Annotated in this window: 16 protein-coding genes; 13 read left to right on the top strand and 3 right to left on the bottom strand. The window is 70.3% G+C overall.

Annotated elements, in window-relative coordinates; all coding sequences use genetic code 11:
• Positions 1-122: 122 nt before the first annotated feature.
• Positions 123-398, top strand: a complete 276-nt coding sequence (locus KZI27_RS19865) for a hypothetical protein (RefSeq protein WP_222658941.1) — start codon at positions 123-125, stop codon at positions 396-398.
• On the opposite strand, the gene KZI27_RS19860 is transcribed toward KZI27_RS19865, so the two are convergent.
• Positions 378-980, bottom strand: coding sequence for a MarR family winged helix-turn-helix transcriptional regulator (locus KZI27_RS19860; RefSeq protein ID WP_222658940.1), 603 nt, complete (start codon positions 978-980; stop codon positions 378-380). The genes KZI27_RS19865 and KZI27_RS19860 overlap by 21 nt on opposite strands.
• Positions 981-1,015: 35 nt before the next feature.
• On the opposite strand from KZI27_RS19860, the gene KZI27_RS19855 reads away from it, so the two are divergent.
• Complete coding sequence (locus tag KZI27_RS19855; protein WP_222658939.1) at positions 1,016-2,242, top strand: FAD-dependent monooxygenase; 1,227 nt, start codon at positions 1,016-1,018, stop codon at positions 2,240-2,242.
• Between the two features lie 8 nt (positions 2,243-2,250).
• On the opposite strand, the gene KZI27_RS20330 is transcribed toward KZI27_RS19855, so the two are convergent.
• A complete protein-coding gene (locus KZI27_RS20330) occupies positions 2,251-2,415 on the bottom strand; it encodes an SDR family oxidoreductase (protein WP_261783998.1) in 165 nt (54 codons plus the stop codon).
• Positions 2,416-2,612: 197 nt separating this feature from the next.
• On the opposite strand from KZI27_RS20330, the gene KZI27_RS19845 reads away from it, so the two are divergent.
• The 6 genes from KZI27_RS19845 (at position 2,613) to KZI27_RS19820 (ending at position 9,937) form a co-directional block, all read left to right on the top strand.
• Positions 2,613-3,632 (top strand): LacI family DNA-binding transcriptional regulator, encoded by a 1,020-nt coding sequence (locus KZI27_RS19845; RefSeq protein ID WP_222658938.1) that lies wholly within the window; start codon positions 2,613-2,615, stop codon positions 3,630-3,632.
• A 110-nt stretch (positions 3,633-3,742) separates the two neighbouring features.
• Entirely contained in the window at positions 3,743-5,005 is a 1,263-nt protein-coding gene (locus KZI27_RS19840; protein ID WP_222658937.1) for an ABC transporter substrate-binding protein, read from the top strand.
• Positions 5,006-5,014: 9 nt separating this feature from the next.
• On the top strand, positions 5,015-5,968 hold the full coding sequence (locus tag KZI27_RS19835; RefSeq protein ID WP_132099213.1) for a carbohydrate ABC transporter permease: 954 nt from the start codon (positions 5,015-5,017) through the stop codon (positions 5,966-5,968).
• Complete coding sequence (locus KZI27_RS19830) at positions 5,965-6,837, top strand: carbohydrate ABC transporter permease (RefSeq protein WP_123937084.1); 873 nt, start codon at positions 5,965-5,967, stop codon at positions 6,835-6,837. Before KZI27_RS19835 ends, KZI27_RS19830 begins: the two co-directional genes overlap by 4 nt.
• Before the next feature lie 53 nt (positions 6,838-6,890).
• On the top strand, positions 6,891-8,168 hold the full coding sequence (locus KZI27_RS19825) for a family 1 glycosylhydrolase (protein ID WP_222658936.1): 1,278 nt from the start codon (positions 6,891-6,893) through the stop codon (positions 8,166-8,168).
• Between the two features lie 86 nt (positions 8,169-8,254).
• Positions 8,255-9,937, top strand: a complete 1,683-nt coding sequence (locus KZI27_RS19820) for a CBM35 domain-containing protein (protein ID WP_222658935.1) — start codon at positions 8,255-8,257, stop codon at positions 9,935-9,937.
• Positions 9,938-10,088: 151 nt separating this feature from the next.
• Here the strand turns inward: KZI27_RS19820 and KZI27_RS19815 are convergent, their stop codons facing one another.
• Positions 10,089-10,520: a MerR family transcriptional regulator gene (locus KZI27_RS19815; RefSeq protein ID WP_259586778.1), complete on the bottom strand. Its 432-nt coding sequence runs from the start codon at positions 10,518-10,520 to the stop codon at positions 10,089-10,091.
• 60 nt (positions 10,521-10,580) lie between these two features.
• Here KZI27_RS19815 and KZI27_RS19810 point away from each other — a divergent pair, with 60 nt between their 5' ends.
• The 5 genes from KZI27_RS19810 to KZI27_RS19790 all read left to right on the top strand — a co-directional run bounded on the left by KZI27_RS19810 (position 10,581) and on the right by KZI27_RS19790 (position 14,686).
• Positions 10,581-11,282, top strand: coding sequence for an SDR family oxidoreductase (locus tag KZI27_RS19810; RefSeq protein WP_222658934.1), 702 nt, complete (start codon positions 10,581-10,583; stop codon positions 11,280-11,282).
• Between the two features lie 176 nt (positions 11,283-11,458).
• Positions 11,459-11,917: a hypothetical protein gene (locus KZI27_RS19805; protein ID WP_222658933.1), complete on the top strand. Its 459-nt coding sequence runs from the start codon at positions 11,459-11,461 to the stop codon at positions 11,915-11,917.
• Between the two features lie 153 nt (positions 11,918-12,070).
• A complete protein-coding gene (locus KZI27_RS19800; RefSeq protein ID WP_222658932.1) occupies positions 12,071-12,769 on the top strand; it encodes a GAF and ANTAR domain-containing protein in 699 nt (232 codons plus the stop codon).
• Positions 12,770-12,781: 12 nt separating this feature from the next.
• A complete protein-coding gene (locus KZI27_RS19795) occupies positions 12,782-13,498 on the top strand; it encodes a GAF and ANTAR domain-containing protein (protein WP_123311427.1) in 717 nt (238 codons plus the stop codon).
• A 96-nt stretch (positions 13,499-13,594) separates the two neighbouring features.
• Positions 13,595-14,686, top strand: a complete 1,092-nt coding sequence (locus KZI27_RS19790) for a fatty acid desaturase family protein (RefSeq protein ID WP_222658931.1) — start codon at positions 13,595-13,597, stop codon at positions 14,684-14,686.
• Positions 14,687-14,793: the final 107 nt, after the last annotated feature.

The following is a 14,793-nucleotide window of genomic DNA, read 5'->3' as shown; positions in this document are numbered from 1 at the left end:
AACTGATGTCAATCGCCCGACCCTGGGCGACCCCGACGACAAGGGACTACCGTCGGCCGCAGGTGACCCGAGCCCCCGGCTGCCGGCACGATCTCCCCGTCCGATGCCGACCGGAACAGGCCATGTCCTCCTCGCAGTTGAACGTCCCACCAGCCCCCACTGGTCTGTCTCTGCACGAGTCGACGAGCTGGACGGCCCTCGACGGCGAACTCTGGGAAGCCCACGCCGGCCCGTTCCACATCGGCACCGTCGTGTTCACGCACCGGTACGAGGTCCGTGGGTGGTCCGGCGAGGTGTTCGGCGACCACACGAGCCTGGAGAGCGCGAAGGCACAGCTCGAGGCATTGGCGCGGTGGAGCCTCGGTGAGCGACCGTGGTCACCCGACGCGATCGCCTGACCCGTCCATCGCGTCGTCGTAGATCCCGATCAGGCGGTCCAGGAACGCCTGTACGGTGGCGCGCTCGCTGTCGTCCATGTCGGCGACGACGTCTTCGATCCCCTCGATCAGCGGCAGCACCAGGTCGTGCGCACGATCGGACGACCGCTCGGCTGCGGTGACCACGAGCTTGCGGCCGTCGCTGGGGTGCCGCTCCCGCGTGACGTGGCCGGCGGACTCGAGTCGGTTGAGCACGAGGGTCATGGCAGCGGTGGAGATCTCCAACCGTCGCGCGAGCTCGGTCGGAGTGGACTGGCCGTGGCTGATGAGGTGGTCCATCGCCTCGAGCCCGGCCGCGTCGACGTCGAGCGCTCTGGCGAGGTGTCGCTCGAACCGCTGCTGGCGGACCCCGACCTGTTGGACCCGTGCGCGGATGTCGTCGTCGGGCAGCGCTCGTCCGTCGCGACGGGCGGCTTCGCGGTCGCGTCGGTCCTCGCGGTCGCGTCGATCGTCGCGGTCGCTCCGCGCGTCGCGGCCTCGTCGTCCGTCGGTGGGCGCTGTCGGTTCGTCGTGCGGCACGGGGTCGATGGTAGTCGTGTACATTGCCAATCTCATTGGTAATCAAGATTCGAGGCAACATGTCGACCGATCGCAAGCGCGTCCTCATCTCCGGTGCGAGCATCGCCGGGCCCGCCCTGGCGTACTGGCTGGACCGCTACGGCTACGAGACGACGATCGTCGAGCGCGCCCCCGAGCTCCGGACCGGCGGCCAGAACGTCGACGTGCGGGGTGCTGGGCGCGAGGTGTCGCGACGGATGGGCATCGAGGACGACATCCGCGCCGCCACGACGGGTGAGGTCGGCACGCGGTTCGTCGGCCGTTCCGGCTCGGTGATCGCGGAGTTCCCGGCGGGCACCACGGACTCGGGCGGTGCCACGGCTGAGCTCGAGATCCTGCGCGGTGACCTCGCACAGCTGCTCGTCAGCCGGACCACCGACACCACCGAGTACCGCTTCGGCGACCGCATCACCGGCATCGCGGACAACGACGGCGGCGCCGGCGACGGCGTGACCGTGCAGTTCGAGCACGCCGCGGACGAGCGGTTCGACCTGGTGGTGGCAGCAGACGGCATCGGGTCGAGCACCCGGCGTCTGGTCTTCGGCGACGAGCCCGAGATCCGGTCCCTCGGCCTCGAGACGTCCTACGCGACGATCCCCCGGACCGACGCCGACGACGACTGGTGGCGCTGGTACAACGCACCGGGTGGCCGATCGGTCACGCTGCGCCCGGACCCGCACGGCACGATCCGCGCGACGCTGTCGTTCGTGACCGACCGGACGCGGGAGCGCGCCGGCTCCGAACGACGATCGATCGAGGAACAGCGCCGACGCCTGCGCACCGTGTTCGCGGACGCCGGGTGGGAGGCGGGTCGTGTGCTCGAGGGCATCGACGCCGCCGCCGACCTGTACTCCGAGTCGATCGGGCAGGTCCGTGCGCCGCGGTGGTCCGAGGGTCGGGTCGCGCTCGTGGGTGACGCCGCCTACTGCGCCTCACCGGTCAGCGGCATGGGCACGAGCCTGTCGCTCACCGGGGCGTACGTGTTGGCCGGTGAACTCGCTGCCCACGTCGACCACCGCGATGCCTTCCGCGGCTACGAGCGCATCATGCGGCCGTACGTCGCGCAGGCGCAGCAGCTGCCGCCAGGGGTCCCGCGGGTCGCGAACCCGAAGAGCCGGCTCGGGATCGCTGCGTTCGGTGCCGCGGTCCGGGTCGCCTCGACGCCGTTCATCGGTCGACTCGGCGATCGGTTCTTCACACCTCCGGCGGACGCGATCGACCTGCCCGACTACGCGCACCTGGGCTGACGTGCCACCTACAGGAGCCCGGTCAGGACGCCGCCGTCAACCCGGATCGCGGCGCCGTTCGTCGCGGAGGACAGCGGGCTCGCGAGGTAGGTGACGAGCGCCGCGGTCTCGGCCGGGTCGATGAAGCGCTCGAGCAGGCTGGTCCGGTTCTGACCGATGATCGTGGCCCGCATCGCCTCGACCGGAAGAGCCTGCGCCTCGGCGATCGCCTCGACCGTCGTCGCGACACCGTCGGAGTACGTGGGACCGCCGAGGACGGTGTTGATCGTGACCGGGCCGCACCACGCTGGTGCGGTAGGTTCCTGCCCAACGCATTCCGGACGCGAGAGAGGGGACGCGGATGGCCCAGGGACACCGCTCGCCCCCCACGATGAGCGACGTCGCAGCCGTCGCCGGCGTCTCGAAGAAGACCGTCTCGAACGTCCTGTCGGGCTACGAGCACGTCTCCGCCCGCACCCACGACCGGGTGATGGCTGCGGTGGACGAACTCGGCTACGAGCTCAACGTCTCGGCCCGGAACTTCCGCGCCGGCCGGTCGAAGGTCATCGGCCTGGCGGTGCCGGAACTGCGACAGGCGTACTTCGCCGAGCTCGCCGACGCCGTGATCCGCGCCGCCGGTGCCGTCGGGTACACGGTGCTCATCGAGCAGACCGCGAGCGGCGTGCGCGAGGCGGACGCGATCACCCGGATGCGCGAACACTCGATCGACGGCATCATCTACAGCCCGCTGACGGTGCGGTCGAGCGATGCTCCTGCGCTCGAGGTGAAGTTCCCCCTCGTGGTGCTCGGCGAGCCGATCCCGGACAGCCCGGTCACGTTCATCACGATGTCCAACGCAGACGCCCTGCACGACGCGACGGCGCACCTGCTCGACGCGGGCCGTCGATCGATCGCGTTCATCGGGTCAGAACCGTCGGGGCCGGTACGGACGGCGCAGGAACGCCTGCGCGGGTACCGCGAGGCGCTCGCCGAACACGGCGTCCCGTTCCGGCAGGAGCGGGTCGTGCCGACGGCGCTCTGGCACCGCGCCGAGGGTGCGGCGGCGGCGCGGGCACTGCTCGACTCCGGCGTCGAGGTCGACGGGATCGTCTGCTGCAACGACGCCCTGGCGCTCGGGGCGATGAGTGCGTTGCAGCTCGCCGGTCGGACCGTGCCGGACGACGTCGCGGTCGTCGGCTTCGACGACATCGAGGAGTCGGCGTACGCGACGCCCGCGCTGACCACGGTGTCGGCCGACCTGGACCGGGTCGCGGCGACGGCGGTCGGGGTGCTCGTCGAGCAGCTCGAGCAGGACGCGGCCGTCGGCCCGGGTGTGCTGCGCTCGCCGCATGCACTGGTCGTGCGGGCGTCGTCGGCGCCCGTCGCCGTGGAACGCACGGTCTCCGTCTGAGGTCTTGACCTGCCCGACGAGCACGGACTACTGTCCAGATTTACACCGGTGTAAATCCGGCATGGACGAGGTCCCGCACACCGATGTGCGGGACGGATGGCAGGTTTTCGATGAAGAAGCACATCGCGGTCGTCGCGCTCGCAACAGCGGCGGCGATCTCCCTGGCCGGGTGCGCCGGCTCCCCCGGATCGTCCGCGAACGCCCACGTCGACCTGACGTTCTGGCACGGGTACACCGAGGCCGACGGCAAGGTCCTGGACGGGATCGTCAAGGACTTCAACGAGTCGCAGGACAAGGTCACGATCACGACCCAGACGAAGACGTGGGCGGTCATCGACGACACGATGCTCCCCGCGCTGACGGCGAAGAAGGGCCCGGACATCGTCGCGATGACCTCGGACCGACTGCCCGTCTACGCCGAGAAGCAGGCCCTCGTCGACCTGAGCGACTTCTACGACGACGACACCAGCAACACGGGGGAGCTGAAGGAGCAGGCCGTCGCGATGGAGCAGGTCGACGGCAAGGAGTACGGCGTCCCGAGCGGCTTCGTGCCCCTGTCCGTGATCTACAACAAGAAGCTCTTCGCCGAGGCCGGCATCGACGCGTTCCCGACGACGTGGGACGAGTGGGTCGCCGACGCGAAGAAGCTGACGAAGGACGAGAACGGCGACGGCACCCCGGAGCAGTACGGGCTCGTGCTGCCGGACCACCAGACGGTCGGCAACGGCATCTGGCCGAGCCTGTTCGCCGGCAACGGCGGCTCGATCACGAACGACGCCGGGACCGAGTCGACGATCGACTCCGCTGCGAACGTCGAGACGCTCGAGTACTGGGCGAAGGCGATCCGGCAGGACAAGATCTCGCCGACCGGTGTCGACGGCATCGCGGCCGACAAGCTCTTCACCGCCGGCAAGACCGCCATGGAGATCGGCGGCCCCTGGATGGCCGGCGTCGCGAAGGCGTCCGACATCGACTACGGGATCGCCGCGATCCCGGCCGGGCCGAAGGCGCAGGTGGCCTCCGCCATCGGCATCTCGCTCGGCGTGACCGCACAGACCGACGACCCGAAGCAGGCCGCTGCCGAGGACTTCCTGCGGTACTTCAACGAGAAGAACGTCGCGACCAAGTGGGCGCTCGGGTCGGGTTGGCCGTCCCTGCGCACCGACGTGACCGCCGCCGACGTCGACGCGAACCCCACCGTCGCGGCGCTGACCGGTCTGCCCGGCACGACGATCCCGCTCCTGCCGGGGGTCGTGAACAGTGGCGACGTGCTCACCGCCCTCGACACCGCGACGCAGAAGTCGATCGCGGGCGGCGACCCGGAGTCGCTCCTCGGCACCGCCGACACCGACGTGCAGTCAGCCCTGGAGTAGAGGACCACGATGACCACGCAGCAACTCGGCCGACGCCGTCGGTACCGACCCCCGGGACAGCTCGGCGGCCGGACGCCCCTGAACGGGACCTTCCGCCGCCGTGCGACCGTCGTCGGATTCCTCGCACCCGCGATCGTCATCCTCGGGGCGTTCGTCCTCTGGCCGATGCTCTCGGCGCTGCGGCTGTCCTTCACGGACGCCAGCGGGTTCGGTGACCCGAGCTGGGTCGGCTTCGCGAACTACGTCCGGGTCTTCACCGACCCGGACGTGGTCCGGTCGATCGGCAACACCGCCCTGTACTCGGTGCTGTTCACCCCGGTCGCGATCGCCGTGGCGCTCGTGCTGGCCCTGGCGCTCAACCACCCGGCGCTGCCGTTCCGCGGGTTCTTCCGCTCGGCGCTGTTCCTGCCGTTCATCGTGTCCTTGGCGGTCGCCGCGTTCGCGTGGTCGTACCTGCTCGACCCGCAGATCGGCCTGCTGAACCACTGGCTCCAGGTGGGCGGCATCCGGCTCGGCAACGTCCTGCAGGACCCGGCCCTGGCGATGCCGACCGTGGTGCTCGTCGCGGTCTGGAAGAACTTCGGCTTCTACATGGTCATCTTCCTGGCGGGGCTGCAGGAGATCCCGACCAGCCTGTACGAGGCGGCGCAGCTCGACGGTGCGAACGGCCGCCAGCGGTTCGCGAACGTGACGTTCCCGATGCTCAGCAACACCATGGCGTTCGTCGTCATCGTCGCGCTCATCGCCGCACTGCAGGCGTTCGACCAGATCTACGTCCTGACCGGCGGCGGGCCGTACCGGTCCACCGAGACGATCGTCATGCAGATCTACCAGTCCGGGTTCAAGGACCTCGACCTCGGCTTCGCGTCCGCACTGGCCTACGTGCTGCTCATCGCGACCCTGCTGCTGAGCCTCGTGCAGTTCCTGTTCTTCGGCAAGCGCGGAGAGGACACCGCATCATGACCGCACTCCCCCGTCCGGCCACCGCGGTCCGGCGCAGGACCGTGGCCCGGCGCCCACCGTCGATGCGCTGGCTCGGCTTCGCCGCGGTGCTCATCGTCACCCTCGCGGTGCTGCTCCCCGTGCTCGTGATCGTGTTCACGGCGTTCAAGCCGGCGAGCGAGGTGAACGCCTACCCGCCGACGCTGTTCCCGCACACGTGGACGCTCGACAACTTCCGGGCGATCTTCACACAGCTGCCGTTCGGCCGGCTCATCCTCAACAGCTTCGCCTTCGCCGGCGGGGTGACGGTGTTCGCGCTGGCGTTCGACGCGCTCGCCGCCTACGCGCTGGCCCGGCTCGACTTCCGGGGCAGCAAGGTCCTGCTCATCGTGATCATCGCCAGCCTGATGATCCCGTTCCAGGCCACCCTGATCCCGATCTACCAGCTCGTGTCCGACCTCGGGTGGGTGAACACCTTCGCCGGCCTCATCGCACCAAGGGCGGCGGACGCCTTCGGGATCTTCTTCCTCCGGCAGTTCTTCGTGTCGCTCCCCCGCGACCTCGACAACGCGGCGCGGATCGACGGGGCGTCCGAGTGGCGGATCTTCCGGAGCATCATCCTGCCGAACGCCGTACCGGCACTGCTCACCCTCGGCATCTTCACCTTCGTCAACAACTGGAACGACCTGCTCTGGCCGCTGGTGTTCACCACCGACCAGGACATGGGGACCATCACCTCGGGGCTGACCCTGCTGACCGGACCCGGCGGCATCATCCCGCAGGGCGTGATGATGGCCGGCGCCCTGATCGCCGTGCTGCCCCTCGCCGTCATGTTCCTGCTCGTGCAACGCCGCTTCATCGAGAGCGTCGCCAGCACCGGGCTCAAGTGACGACGACACCGCGCGTTCCCCTCGGGGGAGCGCCCACCACGAAACGAGACACCATGCACTGGTCCGACGACGGGCGGCTGCACTTCGCCCTGGGCATCGAGGACACCTTCGTCCCGCAGGCCCGGCCGGGTGAGCGCCCCATCGACGAGTACGAACTCACCGACCACTACCGGCAGTACGCCGCCGACCTCGGTCTGGCGGTCGACGTGGGTGCCGAGCTGCTCCGCTGGGGCGTGCCCTGGTACCGGGTCGCCCCGGAGCCCGGTGTGTGGGACTGGTCGTGGGTCGACGGTGTCATGCAGCGCTTCCGTGAGACCGGCCTGCGGCCCGTCGTCGACCTGCTGCACTACGGCACACCGCTCTGGCTCGACGGTCAGTTCGCGAACCCCGACTACCCCGCGCACGTCACGGAGTACGCCGCCCGGTTCGCCGCCCGGTACGGCGACGTCGCGACCGACTACACGCCCGTCAACGAGCCCGTCATCCACGCCCTGTTCTCCGGCGAGTACGGGTACTGGCCTCCGTACCTGACCGGCGCCGAGGGTTCTGCCCGGATCGCCTCGGCGCTGGCGAAGGGGTTCGTCTCCACCCAGCACGCGATCGCCCGTGAACTCGGTGACGCCGCCACCTTCGTGCACGTCGACGCCGGCATCCGGTACGTCGGCGACGTCGATGCCCCCGAGCACCGCGACACCGTGGCGCGGCTCCGCGCCCAGACGTTCCTGGTCGAGGACCTCGTGACCGGCGGCGTCGACGAGAGCCATCCCCTCGTCGGACGGCTGCGCTCCGGCGGGGTCACCGACTCGGACCTCGACTGGTTCCGCCAGCACGCGGTGCGGCCGGACGTGATGGGCGTCAACTACTACCCGCTGCACTCCACCGAGGTCTTCGAGACCGGCGTCCACCACGGCGGCGGCTTCGCCGACCCGCGTCCGTACCGGGACACGGGGGCCGAGGGGCTCCGCGACGTGCTGACGACCTACGCCGAGCGGTACGGCGCTCCGGTCATGCTGACCGAGACGTGCGTCACCGGGTCCGTCGACGAACGCATCGGCTGGCTCGACGACTCCGTGGCCGCCGTGCACGAGCTCCGGGCCGAGGGCGTCCCGGTGGTCGGGTACACCTGGTGGCCGCTGTTCGACATGTACGAGTGGACCTGGCGGCACACGGACGAACCCCGCCAGGAGCACCTGCTCACGATGGGCCTCTTCGACCTCGTCGAGGACGGCGACGGCGGGCTCGACCGCCGTCGCAACCCGGTCGCCGACGCCTTCGCCGCGCACGCGCGGCAGGAACGAGCCGTGGCAGCGGCCCTGTCGGCGACCCAGTGACGGTCTGGAGGCGCGGGTCGGGTCGGTCCCGAGCCTCCAGTCCGTCTCCGCGCACCACCACTGCACCACCAACCGAACGGAGCACCATGTCCCTCCGCCTCGGCGCCGCTCCGGCGCCTCGTCGACGCCGAACGCTCGCGCTCGTCGTCACCGCTGCCGCCGCTGCGGCGGCGCTCGTCGCCGGTGTCACCGGCCCCGCTCCCGCCCAGGCGGTCACGACCGGCAACGGAGCCCTCGTGTACTCGCCGGCAGCGGGCACCGCCTTCAACCCCGAGGGCGGACGTGCCGCCGGCACGACCTACGCCAAGAACATCGTCCTGAAGAACAGCGGATCGGCGAACGGCCAGCAGTTCGTCACCTTCGACCAGCTCGTGCTCGAGAACGGCGTGCAGGTCTACCCGATCTACCGCAGCACCGACAACGGCACCTCGTGGAGCCGCGTCGCCACCGTGAAGCCGAGCACGCAGTTCCCGACGCTCACTCGCACCGCGCAGCCCTCGCTGTACGAGACCCCGATCCAGCTCGGCACCATGCCCGCCGGCACCCTCCTGCTGAGCGGCATGATCATGCCGACCGACCGGTCGAGCAGCCGCCTGGTCATGTACAAGAGCCTCGACCACGGGCTGAGCTGGTCGTTCGTGAGCACTGTCGACACCGGCGGTCCGGCCACGTACGACCCGAGCCCGAGCTCGACGACCTCGACGGTGTGGGAGCCGTCCGTCGCCGTCGATGCGAACGGCGGGCTGGTCACGTACTTCTCGGACGAGCGGCAGAAGGCGAAGGGCGTCCTGCAGGCCGTCAGCTACCGACGGTCGACGGACGGCGGTCTCACCTGGGGCGGCCTGGTGAACGTCTCGGCGCCGACGAACAAGAGTGACCGGCCCGGCATGATCACGGTGACCCGGATCCCGAACGGCAACTACGTGGCGACGTTCGAGGTCGTCAACCGACCGAGCCAGACGAACAACACGGCGCCCGTGTACTTCAAGACCTCGCCGGACGGGCTGACCTGGAGCCCGGAGACGAGCATCGGCACGAAGATCGCGCTGCCGGACGGCCGTGGGGTCGGTTCCTCGCCCGAAGTCCGCTGGGTCCCGACGACGGGCAACGCGAACGGCATGATCGTGGTGTCGTCGAAGTGGTCGCTCGACAGCGCCGGCAACATCGACGGCGGGCAGAACTTCGTCGTCAACCGCAACCAGGGCTCCGGTTCGTGGGAGCAGCTGCCCTACGCCGTCACGTACGACGCCCGCGACGCCGAAGGCGGCACGTTCAGCGGCTTCGCCCAGGGCTTCGACTCGAGCGCGGACGGCAAGACGCTCTACCAGGCGACGAACGTCGAGAACCTGGCGACGACCTACAACGACGTGCGGGTCGGGTCGATCCCGATCAACGCGCTGCGGTACGAGGCCGAGTCGGCGGTGCGGAGCGACACGAGCACGGTCACCCAGGCCGACGCCGTCGGCGGTGCGAAGGTCGGCAACATCAACAATCCGACCAGCTCCGTGCAGTTCACGGTGCAGGCGGCGACCGCGGGGACGTACACCGTCAACGTCCGGTACGACAACGGCACCGGGGCGACGAGCACGCACGCGCTCGCCGTCAACGGAACGTCGGCCGGGACGGTCAGCTACGCGCCGACCGTCAACTGGGGGCGCTTCGGGTGGGCGCAGAAGACCGTCACCCTGAAGGCCGGCGCGAACACGCTGACCTTCACGAAGGGCACGGGCTTCGCGGAGCTGGACCAGATCCAGGTGTTCCAGCCCTGACGCCGCACCTGCTGCCCTGGTCGTGACCAGGTGGCGGACGGGCGCACCCGCTCGGCGGCGACGCGAAGCGTCGCGCGGGTGCGCCGACCGAGCCTGCGAGGGAGGATGTGCGGGCGCGCACCGTGCCTCCCGTCCGTTCTGGCGTTCCGTCTCAGGCCGCGACCGCTCCGTCTGCCGGCTCGCGCAGCGCCGGGCAGTGCTCGGCGGTCGGGTGCTCGCTGATGGCGATGACCTCGTCCAGCCGACCGCGGGCTGCTTCGAGCTCCGCCATCTGCGCCGTGATCCGATCGCGCTCGGCGACGAGCAGCGCGAAGGACTCCGGGGTCGCGTGCCCGCTGTCCACGCACGGCAGCAGCTGCACGATCGTGCGGCTCGGCAGGCCGGCGGCGAACAGCTGCTGCACGAGCTGCACGCGTTCCACCGCCGGTGCGTCGTAGACGCGCTGCCCGCTGGTCGTCCGCGACGCCGTGAGCAGTCCCTGCTCTTCGTAGTACCGCAGCGAGCGCACGCTGGCGCCGGTCTCCGCGGCGAGGTCGCCGATCCGCATGCCGACTCCGATCCGGGGCTTGCCCCTGACATCCATGTGAGGTCTTAGCGTAACCGAGCCGCTGCGGGAGACACCCGCACGGCAGGAGGAGACACCATGGACATCGCTGGATCGGTCGCACTCGTCACCGGCTCGAACCGGGGCATCGGACGCCGCTTCGCCCTGCAGCTGCTGGAGCGCGGGGCCACCAAGGTCTACGCGACCGCACGTCGACCGGAACTCGTCGACGTCGAAGGCGTGGTGGCGCTGCCGCTCGACATCACCGACCAGGCGTCGATCGAGGCGGCGGCCGCAGCCGCGGGCGACGTCACCCTGCTCGTGAACAACGCGGGCATCTCGACGACGGGCTCGCTGCTCACCGACGACCTGACGGACGCGCGCCGCGAGATGGACACGCACTACTGGGGGAACCTCGCGATGATCCGAGCGTTCGCACCGGTGATCGAGCGCAACGGTGGCGGTGGCATCGTGAACGTCCTGTCCGCGCTGTCCTGGTTCGTCTACCCGGGATCCGGTGCGTACGCGGCGGCGAAGGCCGCCGAGTGGAACCTGACGAACGCCGTCCGGCTGGAGCTCGCCGGCAAGGGGATCAGCGTGCAGGGGCTGCACCTCGGCGCGGCCGACACGGACATGATGGACGGCTACGAGGGACCGAAGGTCGACCCGGCCGACGTGGCGCGGGCTGCGCTGGACGGCGTCGAGCGCGGCGCGGCCGAGGTCGTCGTCGACGAGTGGAGCAGCGCGGTGAAGGCGTCGCTGTCGCAGGACCCGTCGGCGTTCTACGCGCAGTTCGCCTGAGCGGGGCGGCGCCGGGGTCGCACCCGGCGCCCCGCCGCGGTGCAGGGCGGGGCGCGTCCCGCAGCCGGTCGGCTGGGAGGGCTCACATCCCCGGGTCCCACACTGACGCCACGGTGTCGCCGTACCGAGTCCGAGATCCTCTCGTGCTCCCGCGGGGAGCCGCCAAGGGAGTCATCATGACGGACCAGTCCGAGGCGGCCTCGACGCCGCTCGCGCTCACGAGTGTGGTGGCCTCCGGCCTGCCCACCGAACTCGGCAAGCCCACGGCGGCGAAGTACTACGACGTCCCGGCGGTGTTCAACCGCCGACCCGACGCGGTCGAGATGGCGGGCCTGCGCGGTGCCGAAGGGCACGCGCAGCTCGTGACCGCCGGCTACCCCGACGTCACGCTGGACGTGCAGGACCGGCGTCTCGTCATCGGCAACACGAACCTCGGCCAGCTCGAACGCGGTCTCGCGACGGTGGTGGCGACGATCGTCGACGTCGTGAGTCGGGCCGCGCTCTTCGACAAGGAGCAGGTCCGCGACGCCGCCCGCATCGAGTTCGACGACCGCGCCGCTCGAGCCCGCGAGGTCACGCGGGCGGCGGAGCGGATCCACTTCGTGCCGGAGCCCGCGCGCCTCCACGCCGGGTGACGGTGTCCGGGCCGTCGACGGCTCGTGCCGTCGCCGGCACGTGCCGTCGACGGCCCGGGCAGGCGACGGCTGCGGAGCACTGCGCTAGCGTGGCAGCACGCGGGGACCGGATCAGCCCCCGCGTTCGACCCGGACCAGGACGGTGTCCCTCTGATGAACGACTTCACGACGGCGGTGACCGCACTGCAAGCCGCCCCCGACGGCGCGGACATGTGCCCGCCGTTCCTGTCGACGCTGCCCGTCACCGGGGTCGGCATCTCGACGCTCGGCAACCCGCTCGGGTCGGGGACGGTGTGCGCGAGCGACGCGCGAGCGGAGCGGATCGACGAGATCCAGTTCGACCTCGGCGAGGGCCCGTGCTGGCAGGCGCTGACGACCCGCCGCCCGGTTCTGGAGTCCGACCTGTCCAACACGACGAACACCGGTTGGCCGCTCGCACTCGAGGAACTCCTGCGCGCCGGGGTCGGGGCCGTGTTCTCGTTCCCGATGCGCATCGGGACGATCCCGGTCGGCGCGGTCGACCTGTCCGTGGACAGTGAGCGCACCCTGACCGTGGGCCAGATCCGCGGCGCGGTGGAACTCACCGAGGTCACCGCCCGTCGGGTACTCCGTGGTGCGCTGCTCGCGGCGGCCGCGGACGGGCGTGCCGACATGGAGACCAGCCGGTACTCCCGACGTGAGGTGCACCAGGCGACCGGCATGGTCGCAGCGCAACTCGGGGTGGACGTCTCCGACGCCCTCCTCGTGCTGCAGGCGCACGCCTTCGCCACCGAACGCACCGTCCGCGACGTCTCGAACGACGTCATCGCTCGCCGCATCGACCTCGCCCGGCCGTACGGTTCCGAGAACTGAGGAGCACGCCCCATGGCACCGACCCGCGAGCGCCGGCTCATCGACACCTTCGTCACACTGACCGACACCCTCGTCGACGAGTACGACGTCGTCGACCTGCTGCAGAACCTGGTCGACAGCGTCGTCGACATCTTCGACGCCTCGGCCGCGGGGATCCTGCTGGCGAACCAGAACCAGGAACTCGAGGTCGTGGCGTCGACCAGTGAACGATCGAGCTTCGTCGGACTCCTGCAGCTCGATGCCGGCGAGGGCCCGTGCGTGGAGTGCTTCGCGACCGGGCGTCCCGTGTCCGTCGGCGACCAGGCGGAGATGCAACGCCGGTGGCCGACGTTCGCCGCCGCGTCCGCCGAGTCGGGGTACGCGTCGGTGCACGCGATCCCGATGCGGTTGCGGGACACGACGCTCGGATCGCTCAACCTGTTCCGCGAGACCGAGGGTGCGCTGAACCGTGACGACGCGCTGGCCGCGCAGGCACTGACCGACGTCGCGACCATCAGCATCCTGCAGCAGCGCACCCTGCAACACGCGGCACTGACGCAGGCGCAGTTGCAGCGAGCGCTCGACAGTCGGGTCGTGATCGAGCAGGCCAAGGGCTTCGTGGCGTACACGCACTCGGTCGAGACCGATGCGGCGTTCGAGCTGCTGCGACAGTACGCGCGGTCCCACCAGGAGCGGCTCGCCGACGTCGCCCGCGCGATCGTCGAACGCCGTCTGGTCCTCCCCGCCTGATCCCGTGTGTCCCCGGTCCTGACCGGCGTACGATCACCAGCAAGTCGTAGCCCCGGACCCCGGTTGCAGCCGCAGCACTGGATCCAGGAGGACACCATGGGCGACGAACTGGTCGTACCGACGGGCTACCGGAAGACCGAACGACGGTCGCCCCGAGCCGACACCACCTCGACGTACACCGCGCTGCTCGCGCAGGTGCGCACCGCGGGGCTCCTCGGCCGGCGCACGGGCTGGTACTGGGGTCTCATCGCCGTGCTCGCCGTGCTGCTCGGCATCACGGGTGGGGCGTTCGCCGTGCTCGGCGGCTCCTGGTACCAGCTGATCGTGGCCGGCGTGCTGGGCGCACTGTTCACGCAGTTCGCCTTCCTGTCCCACGAGGCCGCACACCGTCAGGTCTTCGCGTCGCACCACTGGAACGACCGAGCGGCCCGCTACGCCGGCACGTTCCTGACCGGGATCAGCTACGCGTGGTGGATGAACAAGCACACCCGGCACCACGCCAACCCGAACACGGTCGGCAAGGACCCCGACATCTCGTTCGACGCGATCTCGTTCCGGCCCGAGGACGCCGCCAGCCGGACCGGCTTCCTGCGCGTGCTCGTCCGGGTGCAGGGCTACGCGTTCTTCCCGATGCTCTTGGTCGAGGGTGTGAACCTGCACTGGCAGTCGATCCGCACGTACACCAGCCGCGGCCCGGTGAAGCGCCGGTGGGCCGAGGGATCCGTCTTCGTCGGGCGGTTCGTGCTCTACCTGGGCGTCGTGTTCTGGTTCCTGCCGGTCGGCATGGCCTTCGCGTTCCTCGGCGTGCAGCTCGCCGTGTTCGGGTTCCTCATGGGCATCGCGTTCGCACCGAACCACAAGGGCATGCCCGTCATCGAACCCGGCCGCCGCGTGGACTTCTTCTCACGCCAGGTCCTGACCTCGCGCGACATCGGGGGCGGCGCGTGGGTCGAGTACTTCATGGGCGGGCTGAACCACCAGGTGGAGCACCACCTGTTCCCGAGCATGGCGCGCCCGAACCTGCGCGCGGCCCGGGACATGGTCCGGAAGTACTGCGCGGACCAGGGCGTGCCGTACACCGAGACGACGCTGGTGCACTCCTACGTCATCGTGGTCCGCTACCTCAACGAGGTCGGTCTGGCGGCGCGCGACCCGTTCGCCTGTCCGATGGTCGAACGGCTGCGCTGACCCACCGCGACGGCGGAGCAGGGCCTGTCCTGTTGGCGCAGCCCTGGACCTGACGGGTACCCATCGGCGAGCATGGACCCGATCAGGGACGGCGGGCACAGGGGCTC

It is taken from the genome of Curtobacterium sp. TC1 (genome assembly GCF_019844075.1).
Lineage (GTDB): Bacteria > Actinomycetota > Actinomycetes > Actinomycetales > Microbacteriaceae > Curtobacterium.
This window is presented reverse-complemented; position numbering and strand designations above follow the sequence as displayed.